The organism is Marinitoga sp. 38H-ov, from assembly GCF_011057715.1.
Taxonomy (GTDB): Bacteria; Thermotogota; Thermotogae; order Petrotogales; family Petrotogaceae; genus Marinitoga.
In genome coordinates, this window is record NZ_LNGH01000028.1 from 17,541 (window position 1) to 34,847 (window position 17,307).

The following is a 17,307-nucleotide window of genomic DNA, read 5'->3' on the forward strand; positions in this document are numbered from 1 at the left end:
AAAAATGCCTTTTTCGATGGCCCATGAAATTAAAATATTTTCTGGTAGTTCAAATCAAACATTAGCTGAAAAAATAGTTCAATATTTAGGAGTTAGATTGAGTGAAGTTGAATTAGAAAGATTTGCAGATGGCGAGGTAAATTTAAGAATTGGTGAAACTGTTAGAGGATTGGATACATTTATTATTCAATCTACATCAAATCCTGTTAATGATAATTTAATGGAATTGCTTATAATGATTGACGCTTTAAAAAGAGCATCTGCTAAATCAATTGCAGTTGTAATTCCATATTTTGGTTATGCTAGGCAGGATAGAAAGGCAAAAGGTAGAGATCCCATATCAGCCAAATTAGTTGCTAATTTACTAACAGTTGCTGGAGCTACAAGGGTTGTTACAATAGATTTACACGCTGAACAGATTCAAGGTTTTTTTGATATTCCGGTAGATAATTTAATGGGATTCCCTGTATTTGTAAATTATTTTAAAAACGAATGTGAAGAATTTGATCCAGAAAGCTCTGTAGTAGTTTCTCCAGATGTAGGTGGTGTAAAGAGAGCGAGGAAATTAGCAGAAAAATTGAATTTACCTTTAGCTATTCTTGATAAAAGAAGACCAAAAGATAATGTTGCGGAGATTGTTAATATTATTGGAGAAGTAGAAGGAAAAACTGCAATTATATTTGATGATATAATTGATACAGGTGGTTCATTGGTTGGAGCTGCAGAAATGTTAAAAGAAAAAGGTGCAAAAAAAGTAATTGCTTGTGCGACACATGGAGTTCTTTCCAAAAATGCAAAAGAAAAGTTACAAAATTCGGTGATTGAAAAAATATATGTTACAGATACAATATATCATAAAGATTTGCCAGATAAATTTACAGTTTTATCAGTAGCTTCATTATTAGGTGAAACAATTGCAAGAATAAAAAATAATTTATCTGTAAGTATATTATTTAAGTGAAAAATAATTTATTTATATAGGAGGGATTCAAATGGCAAAAGCATATCAGTTAAAAGCTATTGAAAGAAAGGAAAATGAAAAAGCGAATCACGTAAAACATCAAGGTTTTATACCTGCTGTTGTTTATGGACCAGGATTAGAAGAAGGAAATATACACATAAAAGTTTCTTCTGTTGATACAATATTAATGCTTGAAAAAATTGAAGAAACAACTCCAATCCAATTAGTTATTGAAAAAGAAAATGGCGAAAAATATAATGTTACAACGTTTTTAAAAACAATTCAAAGACATAAAGTTACAGATAAACCTATTCATGCAGACTTTTATGTTCCATCAGCTGGCCACAAAATGCACTTAAATATTCCTATAGAATTTACTGGAGAAGCAAAAGGTTTATCAAGAGGCGGAATTTTAGAAGTCCATCATCATGATTTACCAGTTGAAATATTACCAAAAGATATTGTTGAAAAATTTGTTGTAGATATTTCTGGTTTAGACATTAATGATCATTTAACTGTAAAAGATTTAAATATTTCAGAAGATATTGATGTATTAATAGATCCAGAAGAAATTATTGTTGCTATTACTGCGCCTAATGTTGATACAATAGCTGCTGAATCAGAAGAAGAGGGAGAAGAAGCTTAATATATGAAATTAATATTTGGATTAGGAAATCCTGGCCCACGTTATGTTTTTACTAAACATAACGTGGGGTTTTTGGTTGTTGATAGATATTATGAAATTAATAAAAATAATTTAAAAAAAATAAGCAGAAAAACTTTTGAAGGATATTTTAATGATAATATAATGCTTATTAAGCCTTTAACTTATATGAATTTAAGCGGAAAGGTATTGTATGAATTAAAAAATAAATTCAGAAATCCTGAAGATATAATAGTAATATATGATGATGTAACCTTAGATATTGGAAAAATTAGAATAAGGCCAAATGGTTCTGCAGGCGGTCATAATGGAATGAAATCAATTATATCTGTTCTCAAAAGCACAGATTTTCCTAGAATTAGAGTTGGTGTTGGTCCAAAACCTGAATACATGGATTTAGCAGATTATGTTTTAAGTGAATTTTCAAATGAAGAATATTATAAAATAAATAAGGTTATTGATAATATTATTCCTGCAATTGATTTAATTGTTGAAGGAAAAATATCTTATGCAATGAATAAGTACAATAACAAAGATTTAAGTGGAGATGAAAAAATATGAAGTGTCAGCTTTGTGGAAAAAAAGAAGCTGAATACATTCAAAAATTTGATAATGACGGCATAGAAACAACTATAGCATATTGCTATAAATGTGTTAAAGAAATAACTAATTTTCATACTACATATATAAATAAAAAACTTTTGAATTTATATTCAACCAATATATTTTATAGAAATAGCTTTTCAATAAAAGAAGAAAATATTGAATTGAAAAGTATTAAGAGTCGTGTTTTTATTGAATTACCAGTACAAGTAAAAAGATTTTTGTTTGTAGAAGATGAAAATTCAAAATTAAGAGATGCTCAAACTATTATAAAAAGAGGATTAAAATTTTGGGAAAATGAATATGAAAAAGCTAAAAAAGAATTTGATGAAAAAAAAATGAAAGTTATTGAGGATATTATTAATAGAATAAAAAAGCTAATGTAACCGGCAAAATTTGCCGGTATTTTTATTTAAAAGTGTTTTTAAATATGTTATAATAATTCTATAAAGGTAATATGAGGGGAGGATATAAATGCAGTTATTAAATCTAAGTGGTATTATTTTTGGTTTAAGTGGTATTATTTTTACAGTTTTTCTAACTTTTAAGGTTTTAGAAAATTCTCCAGGAAATGAGAAAATGCAGAAAATTTCTAAAGCAATTCAAGAAGGAGCAAAAGCTTTTTTAATTTCAGAGTATAAGATATTATATATTATAGTAATTATTATTTTTATATTATTAGGGTTAATTAATGGATGGAATATGTCATTATCATTTTTACTCGGTGCAACTCTATCCGTAGCATCAGGCTTTTTCGGAATGGGTATTGCAACAAAAGCAAATACTAGAACAGCACAAGGAGCAATTGAATCTTTAAATAAGGGATTAAAAATAGCTTTTAATGGTGGTGCTGTTATGGGAATGACAGTAGCATCATTGGGACTTTTTGGTCTAGGTTTAGTATATTATTTAACTAATGGAGATACTATATCAATGAGTGGTTATGCTATGGGAGCATCTTTAGTTGCACTTTTTGCAAGAGTTGGTGGAGGTATTTTCACTAAAGCAGCTGATGTTGGAGCTGATTTAGTTGGGAAAACTGAAGCTGGTATTCCTGAAGATGATCCAAGAAATCCAGCTGTAATAGCAGATAATGTTGGTGATAATGTTGGCGATGTTGCTGGTATGGGAGCTGATTTATATGAATCATTTGTTGGTTCTATTTTTTCTGCATCGGCGTTAGGAATAATTATGTATAGTGAAAAAGGTGCAATTTTCCCATTTCTAGTTGCTTCTATTGGAATTTTAGCCGCAATGTTAGGTATTATTATATTTAATTATTATTTAAAAACTAAAGATAACGTAGATCCATCTAAAGCTTTACATTTTGGAACTTATATAGCAAATGGTTTAACTTTATTAGGAGTACTTATGATATCCTTATTCTTTTTAAGGACAATAAAACCATTTATTGTAATCTTTTTAGGGATGATTGTTGGTATGATTATAGGTAATATAACTGAATATTATACAGCCAAAAATCCAATAAAACATTTAGCTCATAGTGCAATTAGTGGAGCTGCTCCGTTATTAATAAATGGTATGGCAATTGGTATGGAATCAACTGCAATACCAGTTATATTGATCTCTTTTGCTACCATTATATCTTATTATTTCTTAGGTTTATTTGGAATCGCGTTGGCAGGAGTAGGGATGTTAGCAACATTGGGAATTACATTAGCAATAGATGCATACGGTCCAATTGCGGATAATTCAGGTGGGATAGCTCAAATGGCTGATCTAGAATCATTTGTTAGAGAAAGAACAGATCAATTAGATGCTGTAGGTAATACAACAGCAGCTATAGGAAAAGGCTTTGCAATAGGATCAGCAGCATTAACAGCTTTGGCTCTTTTTGCATCATATACGCAGGTGACAAATTTATCTATTATAGATTTGTCTAAATCAAATGTGTTTATTGGAGCTTTAATTGGAGGAATGCTACCATTTTTATTTTCTTCTATGGCAATGAAAGCTGTTGGAGATGCTGCAGAAATAATGGTTCAGGAGGTTAGAAGACAATTTAAAGAAATTGTAGGTTTAATGGAGGGGAAAGCAGAACCTGATTATAAAAAGTGTGTTTCTATTGCAACAAAAGGAGCATTAAAAAAGATGGTATTGCCATCGTTATTAGCAGTTTTTATGCCTATAATAATGTATATAGTATTGGGAAAAGAATCAGTCGCTGGAATGCTGGTTGGAACTACAGTTTCTGGTGTAATGTTAGCTATATTTATGGCGAATGCAGGTGGTGCTTGGGATAATGCGAAAAAATATATAGAAGAAGGAAATTTTGGCGGTAAAGGTACGTTTGCTCATAAAGCTGCGGTTATAGGAGATACAGTAGGTGATCCTTTTAAAGATACCGCTGGCCCGGCAATAAATATATTGATTAAATTAATGTCTATTATTTCTATTGTTGTAATACCTATATTAATAAAAATATTTGAAAATTAATTTTTACAAGGGGGTACATTATGAAAAGAATAGCTTTATTAAATGTTGGTGGAGATTGTCCTGGATTAAATAGTGCAATAAGGGCATTTGTTAGAAAATCAGCGCTAGAAGATATTGAAGTTTTAGGTGTTTATGATGGTTTTAAAGGATTGTTAGAAGATAGAGTTTTTGTAATGACAAAAGAGCATGTATCTGGTATTTTAGAAAGAGGTGGAACAATTTTAGGATCATCTAAATATGATCCAACAGAAAATATAGAAGATATGAATAAATTGAAGGAAAATTTTAAAAAATATCAAATTACTGCTTTTGTAATTATGAGTGGTCATACTGGTACGGGAATAGCATTAAAGTTATCTGATGAAGGAATGCCTTCAATTGTAATTCCCGCAACGATTGATAATGATTTACCTTGGACAGATTTTAGTATAGGTTTTTTTACAGCTTTAGAAACAGTTACAAAAACATTAGATTCCTTACATTCCACAGCAAGCGCAGGACATAGGGTTATTGTTGTTGAAGTTGGAGGAGATGAAGCAGGATGGTTAGCGACTTTAGGTGGGTTAACAGGAGGAGCTGATTATATTATTATTCCTGAAATAGAATTTAATCCAGATAATTTAATTAATAATATCAAAAAAAGATATGAGGAAGGTAAAAAGTTTTCTATTGTAGTTGTACAAGAAAAATGTAATTTATCGAAATATATATCAACAGAAGGAACACCTTCGGAGATAGTTTCTAAAATAATTAAAGAAAATATTCAAGGTGTAGAATGTAGAAACGTTAATTTAGGTTATATGCAAAGAGGTGGAACCCCTGTATCATTTGATAGACTTATAGCAACTATGTTTTCAAATAAAGCTATAGAATATATTAAAAAAGGAAAAGTAAATATAGCATTAGCATTAAAAGGATTTGAAATATATGATGTGCCTTTTTCTCAAGAGTTATTAAAAAATAAAGAAATAGATTATAAAATATATGAAATGGCAAAAACCTTTTTCTAATGAATATCAGCTCCTATTTAGGAGCTGCGGATTGCAGACAAATCCCATCCAGTTTTGGATGGGATATTTTTATTGAATTTAAGAAGGATTTTGATATATTTTTTTAATAAATATATAACATTGAATAAAAAAGATTTTCAATTGTTTTTATTTTCTTTCACAGCCATATTACCATTTTTGATATTCATGGTTGTATATACCATATACGATTCATTTGTCACTTTTTCGTTACCTCTTAATGTTTTTATTTTAATGTTTTCATTGAATGCTTTTTAGCAAATACTCTTTCTATCGTTTCTTTTCTTAATGAATATGTCTTTTTCCATATTATTTATTGTTATCATCAATTGTATTCTCATATCTCCCTTTCTTGCATTAAACATGTCTCCACCACCAAAAAAGAAAATCCGCTTCTTTTACACCTAGAAGCGGACTTTGTTAATGATCTGACAGCTCCTATTTAGGAGATGTTGATTTATTTTTCAAAAATACCTCTTTTTTCTAAGAAAATTAATAATGGTAATCCTAAAACATAACAAGCTATTAATTCACCTATTCCAATCCAAAAAACAGTAGGCCAATATGGAACATTTGCTAATGGTGCAACATATGCAGAAACGCCAAAAGCATTTACAATTACTGGTGGCAAAGGAGCTAAAAATTTATTAGGCATTTTATAAGTTAAAAATGCTGCTAATAAAGTTAAAGCGCTACCTAAAAAAATATCAATAGCTCCAAAACCTCCAAAGATATTTGCTAGCATTGCACCAACATACAAAGCTGGAATGAAAATAGGATTAAAAAAAGGTAATACTGTCAATGCTTCAGAAACTCTTACTTGTAGTGGTCCATAGCTAATAGGAGCTAAAACCACAGTTAATGCAACATATAATGCTGCAACCACACCTGCCAATACTAAGTTTTTTGTTTTCAAAAAAAACACCTCCTTGTTTTGTTAAGGCGGGTGCTGCGACCGCCGGACTCAATTATATAAAATATTTATTGTTTTTAAAATAAAATATTGTTAAAATAAAGATGTTATAAAAAATAATATTATACCTATTATAAAATATATAATGGCTTTTTTATCGCTTTTTTTAATTTTATCTTCATCTTTCATATATCCTTTTCTTGTTTCTTTAACAGTTGAATTAAATAAATAAATTCCATTTAAGATAAAAAATACTCCTGAGAAAAAAAATATATTAGCCAGCATATAATAACCTCCAATGCATTTGAATTTTTACAATAAAGTATTATAATTATACCATAAGGTATAAAAGGAGGTATTAATTTTGAATAAAGAAATGTCACCGCCCCATAGTACAGAAGCTGAGGAAGCATTATTAGGAAGTGTATTTTTAGATCCACAAATATTACCAGATATTTTAGAAGAAGTAAGATCTAATGATTTTTATAATCAACAACATCAAATAATATTTAGAACAATAGAAGATTTGTTTGATAGAGGACTCCCAGTTGACGCTATAACGGTAATGGAAAATCTAAGAAATTCTAATTTATTAGAAAAAGTCGGAGGCGAAGATAAATTAATTTATTTAGCTGAGGTAGTACCAACTCCTGCTAATGCATTATATTATGCAAAGATAGTAAAAGATAAATCGTTATTGAGAAGTTTAGTTACAGCTAGTACAGAGATAGTTGAAGCTACTCGAACTATAGGAGAAGCAGAAGAAATATTGGATTTTGCTGAGAAGAAAATTTTTGAAATAGCAGAATCAAGAGCTACAAGAACATATGATTCAGTTCCAAATATTGTTCATGATGTTTTTGAAAAATTAGACGAATTAAAAAAAAGAGCTTCAATGGAACCAAATGCGCTTGTTACAGGTCTACCAACTGGTTTTATATCTTTAGATAGATTAACTTCGGGCTTTCATAGATCTGATTTAATTATAATAGCAGCAAGGCCTTCTATGGGGAAAACTGCATTTGCTTTAAATGTAGCTAGTAATTTGGCTATAAAATATAAAATACCAATAGCAATGTTCAACCTTGAAATGTCGAAAGAACAATTAGTTCAAAGAATTTTATGTGCTGAAGCTCAAGTAGATTTACAAAAGGTTAGAACTGGTATGCTAAATAATGATGATTGGAATAAACTTGTTAATGCAGCTCATAAATTATCGCAATCTAAAATTGTAGTTGATGATGAACCGGGATTGGATCCTAGAACTTTAAGGGCTAAAGCTAGAAGGATGAAGAGGGAATATGGAATAGAAGCGATTTTTATAGATTATTTGCAATTAATGTCTTCTAAAAGTAGAGGATCAGAAAGCAGACAACAGGAAATTTCAGAAATATCAAGATCTTTAAAACTATTAGCAAGAGAACTAAATGTTGTAATAGTTGCGTTATCTCAATTATCCCGTGCTGTTGAGCAAAGGGAAGATAAAAGGCCTAGACTTAGTGATTTAAGAGAATCTGGTGCAATTGAACAAGATGCTGATATGGTAATGTTTTTATATAGAGATGCATATTATAAAAGAAAAAAAGAAAGTGAAAATAACAAAGATAAAAATAATGAGAATTTAATATTAAATCATCCACATGAATCTGAGTTGATAATTGGAAAACAAAGAAATGGACCAGTTGGAACTATTAAATTGATGTTTGATCCAAAAGTAACGTTATTTTTTGAAAAAGATAATATTCATAATGAAAAATATTAGGAGGAAAAAAATGAAAAAAAATTTTAAGAAAAAAAACATTAAAGAGAAAATAATGAAAATACTTAAAGAAAAACCATTATTACAAAAAGAAGTATATGAAAAATTAAAAGCAAAAACTAAAGATGAAAAAAGAGAAATTAGAAAAAATTTATCTGAGTTATTAGATGAAGGTGTATTGTATAAAAATTCTAAAAATAAATTTTGTATTCCAGGTAAAAATATGAAAATAGGAACTATTGAATTTACTAGAAGAGGAAGTATGGCATTTGTTACTACAAAAACTGGTGATGAAATAGCAGTAACTTTAGAAAATATAAAGGATGCAATGCATAAAGATTTAGTTTTAGTTGAGATAATAGGAAATTGGCGAGATTTGCCCAAGGGTAAAGTTTTAAAAGTTTTAAAAAGAGGTATGAATAAAGTTGTTGGTATATTTGAACAAAAAAAACTATTTGGTTTTATATTACCCATTGATCAAAAAATTAACACAGATTTTTATGTATCTCCTGAGAATTTTAATAATGCTAAACCCGGACAAATTGTGGAAGCAGAAATAATCAAATATACACATAAAAATCCTGAAGTTAGGGTAACGAAAATTATTGGCGACGTTAATGAACCTAAAGTTGATTTACCTATAGTTATAATTAAACATGATTTACCTGAACCTGGAGTATTTCCAGATAATGTTATGAAAGAAGTTTTGAAAATTCCTAACACTGTACAAGAAAAAGATTTAAAAGGAAGAGAGGATTTTAGAAATGAAATAATAGTTACTATTGATGGGGATAATGCAAAAGACTTCGATGATGCCGTTCAAGTAAAAAAATTAGAAAATGGAAATTACTTATTAGGTGTTCATATTGCTGATGTTTCGCATTATGTAAAAGAAAACTCAAACTTAGATAAAGAAGCATTTAAAAGAGGAACTAGTGTTTATTTAATTGATACTGTGATACCAATGCTTCCTCATGAATTATCGGATTGGATATGTTCTCTGGTTGAAGGAGAAGATAGGTTAACAATGTCACTCATAATGGAAATAGATAAAGAGGGAGAAGTTATTAATTATAATGTATATAATGGCGTAATTAAAAGTAAAAAGAGATTGACATATAATAAAGTGAATAAGTTGTTAAATAATGAAGCAAATGAAGAGTTAGAAAGAGAAATTGGCTGGTTGAGACCAAATTTAGAAATAATGAAGGAATTAATGGAGATAATTAGAGAAAATAGGAGAAGAAGAGGAGCAATTTTAGATATAGAAGGTGGAGAAGTAAAATTTATATTTGATGAAAAAGGAAATATTAAGGATATTATTCCTGTTGAAAGAGGAATTTCTGAGGTTATTATTGAAGAATTTATGATAAAAGCAAATGAAACAGTAGCTTCAATTTTTGATTCACAAGGATTACCTTTTATATATAGAATTCATGAAGAACCAGATCCTGACATGCTATTACAATTAAAAAATTATCTAGAAATAATGGGATTAAAATATAGATTCCCTAAAAATATTCATCCGAAATTATTACAAGATATGTTAGAGCATTTAAAAGATCATCCGTTGAAAAAAAGTATTCAAAAGCTTCTTGTTAGGTCTTTAAAAAGGGCAGTTTATTCTGATTTAAATGTTGGTCATTTTGGATTAGCCTCTGAAAATTATACGCATTTTACATCTCCAATTAGGAGATATCCCGATTTAATAGTTCATAGATTATTAAAAAAATATCTAAAAAATAAAGGAACATTAAGCAACAAAGAAATTGAAAAATATACAGAGTTGTTACCTGAAATAGCTTCATATTCATCTAAAAGAGAAAGAGTTGCAAATGAGGCTGAATGGGATTTGTCTGATATGAAGAAAGTAGAGTATATAATGAATCATATGAATGAAACTTTTGAGGTATTTATAACTAATATTACAAAGTTTGGTATGTTCGCTGAAATACCAAATAAATTTATACAAGGTTTAATTCATGTATCAACTATGGATGATTATTATGTATATAATGAAAAACAAAATGTATTAGTTGGTGAAAAAACAAAGAAAATATATAGGCTTGGAGATAAATTAAAAGTTAGAGTTAAAAACGCAAATAAGTTAACTGCAGAAATAGATTTTGAAATAGTAGATAAAAATAATAATAAGCTCGAAAAAGAACTGAAAAAACAATATCCAAATGCTAAAATTAAATTAAATAACAAAAAAAGAAAATAAAAAAAGAGCCGCACGGCATTCGTAACCGATGCGGCGGCCCCTATACCCCCCTAGGTATTTTTTTCATTACATATTATACCATAAAAATACAAAAAAGTAACAGATAATAGAACTTGTTCAAAAAAAATTAACAATTAAAAAATAGCCCAGAAAATGAGAAAATAAAAGTAAGGGGTGTTTTTTTGCGGATATAAAAGATATATATTAGTAAAAGACATAAAAAATAATAAATCATAAAAAAGTATATAGAATAAAAAGCTAAGAAAAACAAATAATAATAAGTTATTTTTATCTGTAATACAAGGATTATATAATAATGAAATAGTAACGTCATAAATGATCTGATGCTGTAAAAGCATTTAAAAAATGGTTAGAATCAAATAAAAAAATGTTATTTTTTATATTGATAGAGTTTTTTAATGTGTCATATGTTGTAAATTTTGATCAATAATATAAAGTATATCAAAATATTATGCTCTAATTGGAAAATTCTTTTGACAATTAAAATGTGAATATAATAAAAAACAAGAAATGAATATATTGATATTATAGAATATTACATAAATTTTTTGAAAGTCAGGATTTAATAATATAACCCCAGTAAAGTACTGGGGCATGTTGGATAAATCCTTTATTATTTTTTAAAATTGTACCATTTTTGGAAATTACATAAATTTTTTATTCTTCAGATAAACATTCTTTACAAAATCCTTTTATATATAACTGTTCATCAATAATCTTATTTTCCTGTTTGATTTTAGGATTAATTATAATATCCTGAACTTCAAAATCAAAAATTTTTCCACAATTAATACATTTAAAATGGCCATGAACATGAGTATTAATATCGAATCTTGCTTCATTTTCATCAATAGTTAATACAGAGACTAAACCTTTTGATTGAAAAAGTTTTAATGTATTATATACAGTAGTTTTTGATAATGTTGGAATACTATCAACTAAAGCTTTATATATTGTATCAACATTTGGATGAGTATGGTTTTCTAATAAATATTTATAAATTTGAATCCTTTGCAAAGAAGGAGAAATATCATTTTCTCTTAATATTTCACTAATGTTACTTATTTGATTCTTATAATTCATATAAACACATCCTTTCAAACTTAAATTCATTTTAATTATATATTTATTATATACTAATTAATATAAAAATTCAAATTTATTTTATTAATAAATTATTTATGATATAATAATATATGTTTATAAAATATAAATATCGGAGGGGATAGTATGAAAAAAATAATATTATTAATTTTATTAGTATTTGTATCTAATTGGATTTATGCGGAAAATTTTACAAAATTATATAATGAATTTAGAATAATAAATAGTTATCATAATATTGAAGACATGGAAAAATTATTAAATAAGCTGGAAAAATATACTGATAATGCATCGTTACTTGCTTTATACTGTAATGCTTTAACTGAATATGCTAATTGGGGAGTTAAAAATGATGAAAAAGAAAGTATTTATACTAAAGCAGTAGAGATAGGGGAAAAAGCAATAAAATTAGATTCAAATAATGGTTATGCTCATTATTCTTTAGGAGCAGCTATAGGAAGATTAGCTCAGTATAAAGGAATAGTTTCTAGTTTATTTATGTTAGGAGATTTTGATGAACATATTAAAATGGCAATAAAGTTAAATCCTAACTTATATACTGCATATATAGCCTTTGGAATGAGATATAGAGATGTTCCTTGGCCTATGAACAATTATAAAAAGTCTGAAGAATATTTGTTAAAAGCAGCAGATATAGAGCCTGGATATGTTAATGCCTATTATGAATTAGGGGTTTTGTATAAAATGTGGAAAAAATATAACAAAGCAAAAGAAATGTTTGAAAAGGTCATAAAAATGCCATTACATTCTGATTGGATAGAACAGGGGAAAGAAGCAAAAGAAAATGCAAAAATAGAATTAAATAATTTAAAATGACTAACGCTTTCCGTTAGTCATTTTTTATTTTTTTTCATTCTGTATAAATATTTATCAGCTAATTCAAAATAATTTTTTTCTTTAAAGGATGAAATTCCATATGAAAAATCAAATCCAGTTTTTTCATTATATATTTTTTTAATTCTTTCAATGATATTTTTAACATTTTTTGAATCGGTTATTATTGCAAATTCATCTCCACCTAGTCTTATAATATAATCAGTATTTCTTAAATTATTTTTTGCAATATCAACAAATTCTTTTAAAATTTCATCTCCCTTTGAATGTCCGTATTTATCATTTATTTTTTTCAAATCATTAATATCTATAATGGCAAAATATCCGCTAAATTCATTATTGTCAAAAACATTTCTATTATATGCTCCGGTGAGTGGATCAAGGATAGCTTTGTCTAAAAGTTTTTTATTTTTTTCAATAAGATTTCTATATTCTAGAACAAGAGAGAAACCAAATCCTAGGCTTGCTGCTAAAACACCAAAACCAAAAATTAAAGGTTCGTTTATCTTAAATAATAAAATTAATATAGAATGTATAGAAGTAATTGTTAAAAAAGTTACAGGGAACAATAAATGAATATTTTTAGATTTAAATATCCAGTAAGAGACAATCATTAAATTTATCATTGCTATTAAATTTAAATAATTTGAAAATATTTTTAGATAATAAAAATTTGGGGATAATAGTAAAATTAGTGTTGAAAATATAGTAATATAAATCATAATTTTAGATTTTATTTTATTAAAGAAATAATATTCAATTCCAATAAGAACTAATATACTACTTATGAAAAATGAAATTAGATATATCTTTCTAAAAATTAATGAAATAAATAAGTTTCCAGTATAAATTTTATTAATCATATCAAACATATATATTCCAGCAAATAAAGAGGATAACCCTAAGTATCTAAAATATTTTATATAATTATATTCTGATATAATTAATAAGATTGCTCCTAAAACTATTGTTGCTCCTATTGATATTAAATATATATTTTCATTAATGAAATTTAATAAAAAAGTCTTTTTTATTGCAGTTAATTTGTCAGTCAAAAAAATTTTTTTATGAATTCCAACATCATATAATCCTTTTAATTTTATATTTAATTTATTTTTATCATGCAATAATTTTTTATCAAAAGTAATATAAAAAGATTTATTCCATAAACTAGAATACCTATATCCATTTTCATATATTAAGATATTATTTAAATAAACTTTTATTTCATTATATGATAATCTAGGAAAAACAATTGTATTATACATGGTATTTTCAAAAATAATTTCAAATTCTTTTTCAGTAGGAGATTTTACTATTTCATAAAAAATAGGAAGGTCTAAAATTTGACCTTTTGGATTATATGCGTATTTTATGATTGATAAAATAAAAAGGAAAGAAAAAATAGATAAAGATATAATAAATAATCTTTTTTTCATGTCACCACCATATTTCTGGTTCAATTTCTAAATCTTCACCATAACTTTCTTTTACTATTTTTTTTACATATTCTGATAATTTTATAACATCTTCAAATTTTGCATTTCCTTTATTGATTATAAATCCTGCATGTTTATTAGAAATTTCAGCATCACCGATAGAATACCCTTTAAGTCCTAATTTTTCAATAGTAGTTCCTACATAAAAGTTTGGTCTAGGTCTTTTAAAAAAACTTCCAGCGCTAGGATATTCTAAAGGTTGTTTTTCCCATCTTTTTATTGACAAATCTTTCATCTTATTTTCTATTTCTTTTTTATCTTTTTTATTTAATTTTATATATGCGCTTAGAGCTATATATTTTCTTTCGTGGAAAATACTTTTCCTATAATTAAAATTTAATAAATCTTTTTCTAAAATATGTGTCTTTTTTTCTTTAGTATCATAAACTTCAACATTTAAAATAACATCAGAAATTTGTCCTCCATATGCTCCTGCGTTCATAAATAAAGCACCACCTAATGTGCCCGGTATTCCAGAAGCAAATTCTAAACCCGATAATGAATTTTCCATAGCTATATATGAAAGTCTTGAAATAGGTATTCCAACTTCGCTATATAAAATATTTTCTTTAACGGAATATCCTGTAAGATATTCTGTACTTAAAACAATGAAGTTTAAAGTACTATCATTAATTAATAAATTGGCGCCGCCGCCAATGATTTTAAAATTTATATTCTTTTCAATTATATAATTTAAAGTATTTATGAATATATTTTTGGTTTTAGGAATAATATAATATGGTACTATCCCCCCAATTTTAAAAGTTGTATGCTTTTTCATAGGTTCATTAATTAATATGTTATTGCCTAGAGAATATAAATATTTTAAATCTAAATTCACTTTAACATCCACTCCAACATTTCTGATATTTCATCTCCAGCCGGATGATTTTTTACTTCGTTCATAAGTTCTCTATTTTTAAATAATAGTTTTTGAATAGAGTCTAAAATAAGTGCTTTTTCTGATTTTGAAATATTTGATATATATTTGTCCAATAGGTATTTTATACTTTTTTTTGTAGGTAATTCCGATATTGCCATAATTGCTAATTCTTGTAAATCGCCAGTATCATCTAAAAACGTGGCAAGTATATCAATATATTTTTCATCTTTTGTTAACCTTAAAAGAGCTTCTATAATTAATGGAAAAGCTCTTTCATCGGAATACATATTTAGCATACGTTCTAGATATGGGATAATTTCTTTGCATTCTAAATTTGATAGTACATCAATCAAATACAACATTACAACATCATCAAAATAATTCTTTTCGAATCTTTTTATAAATTCATTAAATAAATATTTTTTTGCATCAGAACCTAAAATATCAATAATATCTGTAATTATTTCATAAGTTTCTGGGTCACTATCTTCCATTAAGTTTATTAAAACAGGAATTGCATTAACGCCTTTTTCCTCTATTATTCTCTGAATAATATCTTCTCTTTTCATTATTCCACCTCTCCAAATACTATTTCACCATACATTTCTTTTATTTCTTTTAATTTTTCTTCGCCATTTAGTTCTTTTATTCTAGAATAAATTTTATCATTCAATTCATCTTTATAAATTTTGAAATGCTTATCAGCATAATTTGCTACTTGGGGCATATGAGTAATTACAATTAATTGTTTTGAATTTGAAAATTCACTAAGTTTTTTTCCAATTATATCAGCTAATCTTTGTCCAACACCGGAATCTATTTCATCAAATAGCATTGTTTCTACAACATGAGCTTCTCCAAGTGATTTTTCTATAGCTAATATTATTCTTGATAATTCACCACCAGATGCAATTTTTTCTAAAGGTAAATAATCTGATTGTGGATTTGTTTTTGCTAATAATCTAACATTATATGTTCCATATTTACTAGGTTCATTTAATTTACTAAATTCAAAAATAATTTCCGCATGTTCCATATTTAATGAGTTTAGCTCATTTTTTATTTTTACCTCTAAATCTTTTAATAGCAACTCACCTTTTTTCTTTATTTTTTCTCCTAAATTAAATAATTCTTTTTTCTTTTTTTCAATCAAAGGATTTATTTCATTTATAATTTTTTCCAAATCATATAATTCATTTAATTCTGATTTAAACTTTTCTAAATTAATAAAAACATCTTCTAAAGTAGGACCATATTTTCTTTTTAAATTCATAATATCATTAAGTCTGTTTGATACTTCGTTAAGTCTTTCCGGATCTAAATCTAAGTCATATAACTTTGATTCTAAGTTTCCATATAATTCATTTATCATATCTTGTATAGAAATAGCAAAATCTAATTCTTTTTCAAAGCCATAATCGGAAATATGGGATATATCATTAACAATCTCGCCGATTAATACATCAATATTTTCGTCGTTATCTTTTAGAATTGCTAAAGATTTTTCTAATTTAATTTTAATTTCTTCAATATGATTTAATTTTTTATACTCGACTTTTAATTCTTCATCTTCGTTTTCTTTTGGTGATATTCTCTCTATTTCTTCTATTTGAAAATTTAAAATATCAATTTTCCTATATATTTCAGATGAATCAGAAGGAATATTGTTTAATTTTTCTTTTAATTGTAAATATTCAATATATTTTTTATTATATTCAATAATTAAGTCTTCAAAATTTCTCTTAAATATATTGAAAGCTATAGTATTATGGTACTTTGGATTTCTTAATAATACCTGAGAATCTTGAGTATGTACTTCCATTATATACGAACCTATTTTTTCTAAAATATTTTTTGGAACAATTTCTCCATTAATTCTAAATACAGATCTTTTTTCATTAAAGTTTACGTTAATAACAATATCATTGTTTTCGATAAAAAGATAATCTCTTAATTCGTTTTTTGTATCATCGGAAATAGTAATATATGCAGAAATAGAACCATTGTTATTTTTTAAATTTTTTGGAACATTTCCGCTTAAAATAGAAATTAAAGCTTTTATTAACATAGATTTCCCAGCGCCAGATTCGCCGGTTATAACATTTAATCCTTCAGAAAAATCTATGCTAACATCTTTAAATAATCCAAAGTTTTTTACAGCCAATGAATGTATCATATGGCACCTCCAGGATTTTTGTCTAAATATATTTTACCTTATTTTCTTTAAAAATAAAAATTTTTATTTTATATAATAAAAATCAATTATTTTTAATTAAAACAAATAAAATAACTATTTCTATATGATGTATATTTGACGAATTGTAATGTTTATGTTA

General features: G+C 26.6%; 16 protein-coding genes. 9 read left to right on the forward strand and 7 right to left on the reverse strand.

Features of this window, described 5'->3' with window-relative positions; genetic code table 11:
• Window positions 1–4 precede the first annotated feature (4 nt).
• The 6 genes from AS160_RS08525 (at window position 5) to AS160_RS08550 (ending at window position 5,695) form a co-directional block, all read left to right on the forward strand.
• A complete protein-coding gene (locus AS160_RS08525) occupies window positions 5–961 on the forward strand; it encodes a ribose-phosphate pyrophosphokinase (protein ID WP_165147723.1) in 957 nt (318 codons plus the stop codon).
• A gap of 31 nt (window positions 962–992) precedes the next feature.
• Window positions 993–1,607 (forward strand): 50S ribosomal protein L25, encoded by a 615-nt coding sequence (locus AS160_RS08530; protein ID WP_165147726.1) that lies wholly within the window; start codon window positions 993–995, stop codon window positions 1,605–1,607.
• Between the two features lie 3 nt (window positions 1,608–1,610).
• The gene (gene pth / locus AS160_RS08535) at window positions 1,611–2,186 is read left to right on the forward strand and encodes an aminoacyl-tRNA hydrolase (RefSeq protein ID WP_165147729.1); all 576 of its coding nucleotides are present in this window, start codon (window positions 1,611–1,613) and stop codon (window positions 2,184–2,186) included.
• Window positions 2,183–2,614, forward strand: a complete 432-nt coding sequence (locus AS160_RS08540) for a hypothetical protein (protein WP_165147732.1) — start codon at window positions 2,183–2,185, stop codon at window positions 2,612–2,614. Before pth ends, AS160_RS08540 begins: the two co-directional genes overlap by 4 nt.
• A gap of 88 nt (window positions 2,615–2,702) precedes the next feature.
• Entirely contained in the window at window positions 2,703–4,685 is a 1,983-nt protein-coding gene (locus tag AS160_RS08545) for a sodium-translocating pyrophosphatase (RefSeq protein ID WP_165147735.1), read from the forward strand.
• 20 nt (window positions 4,686–4,705) lie between these two features.
• Window positions 4,706–5,695: an ATP-dependent 6-phosphofructokinase gene (locus AS160_RS08550; protein WP_165147738.1), complete on the forward strand. Its 990-nt coding sequence runs from the start codon at window positions 4,706–4,708 to the stop codon at window positions 5,693–5,695.
• Between the two features lie 475 nt (window positions 5,696–6,170).
• Here AS160_RS08550 and AS160_RS08555 read toward each other — a convergent pair whose 3' ends face one another.
• Complete coding sequence (locus AS160_RS08555) at window positions 6,171–6,638, reverse strand: QueT transporter family protein (RefSeq protein WP_241244246.1); 468 nt, start codon at window positions 6,636–6,638, stop codon at window positions 6,171–6,173.
• A gap of 81 nt (window positions 6,639–6,719) precedes the next feature.
• Window positions 6,720–6,911: a hypothetical protein gene (locus tag AS160_RS08560; protein ID WP_165147744.1), complete on the reverse strand. Its 192-nt coding sequence runs from the start codon at window positions 6,909–6,911 to the stop codon at window positions 6,720–6,722.
• Window positions 6,912–7,002: 91 nt separating this feature from the next.
• Between AS160_RS08560 and dnaB the strand changes: the two genes are divergently transcribed.
• Window positions 7,003–8,388 (forward strand): replicative DNA helicase, encoded by a 1,386-nt coding sequence (gene dnaB, locus AS160_RS08565; protein ID WP_165147803.1) that lies wholly within the window; start codon window positions 7,003–7,005, stop codon window positions 8,386–8,388.
• Window positions 8,389–8,398: 10 nt separating this feature from the next.
• Window positions 8,399–10,609 carry a ribonuclease R gene (gene rnr / locus AS160_RS08570; protein WP_165147747.1) on the forward strand — a complete coding sequence of 737 codons (2,211 nt, stop codon included), beginning with the start codon at window positions 8,399–8,401 and terminating at the stop codon, window positions 10,607–10,609.
• Between the two features lie 678 nt (window positions 10,610–11,287).
• On the opposite strand, the gene AS160_RS08575 is transcribed toward rnr, so the two are convergent.
• Window positions 11,288–11,713, reverse strand: a complete 426-nt coding sequence (locus AS160_RS08575) for a Fur family transcriptional regulator (RefSeq protein ID WP_165147750.1) — start codon at window positions 11,711–11,713, stop codon at window positions 11,288–11,290.
• Between the two features lie 147 nt (window positions 11,714–11,860).
• Here AS160_RS08575 and AS160_RS08580 point away from each other — a divergent pair, with 147 nt between their 5' ends.
• Entirely contained in the window at window positions 11,861–12,571 is a 711-nt protein-coding gene (locus AS160_RS08580) for a tetratricopeptide repeat protein (RefSeq protein ID WP_165147753.1), read from the forward strand.
• A gap of 17 nt (window positions 12,572–12,588) precedes the next feature.
• Here the strand turns inward: AS160_RS08580 and AS160_RS08585 are convergent, their stop codons facing one another.
• Genes AS160_RS08585 through AS160_RS08600 form a run of 4 tightly spaced genes read right to left on the reverse strand, consistent with a single transcriptional unit; the run spans window position 12,589 to window position 17,147 of the window.
• A complete protein-coding gene (locus AS160_RS08585; RefSeq protein WP_165147756.1) occupies window positions 12,589–14,028 on the reverse strand; it encodes a GGDEF domain-containing protein in 1,440 nt (479 codons plus the stop codon).
• Window position 14,029: 1 nt separating this feature from the next.
• Window positions 14,030–14,929: a UDP-N-acetylmuramate dehydrogenase gene (murB, locus tag AS160_RS08590; RefSeq protein WP_241244247.1), complete on the reverse strand. Its 900-nt coding sequence runs from the start codon at window positions 14,927–14,929 to the stop codon at window positions 14,030–14,032.
• On the reverse strand, window positions 14,926–15,540 hold the full coding sequence (locus AS160_RS08595) for a DUF927 domain-containing protein (RefSeq protein ID WP_165147759.1): 615 nt from the start codon (window positions 15,538–15,540) through the stop codon (window positions 14,926–14,928). Before AS160_RS08595 ends, murB begins: the two co-directional genes overlap by 4 nt.
• Window positions 15,540–17,147, reverse strand: coding sequence for an AAA family ATPase (locus AS160_RS08600; RefSeq protein ID WP_165147762.1), 1,608 nt, complete (start codon window positions 17,145–17,147; stop codon window positions 15,540–15,542). Before AS160_RS08600 ends, AS160_RS08595 begins: the two co-directional genes overlap by 1 nt.
• Window positions 17,148–17,307 lie beyond the last annotated feature (160 nt).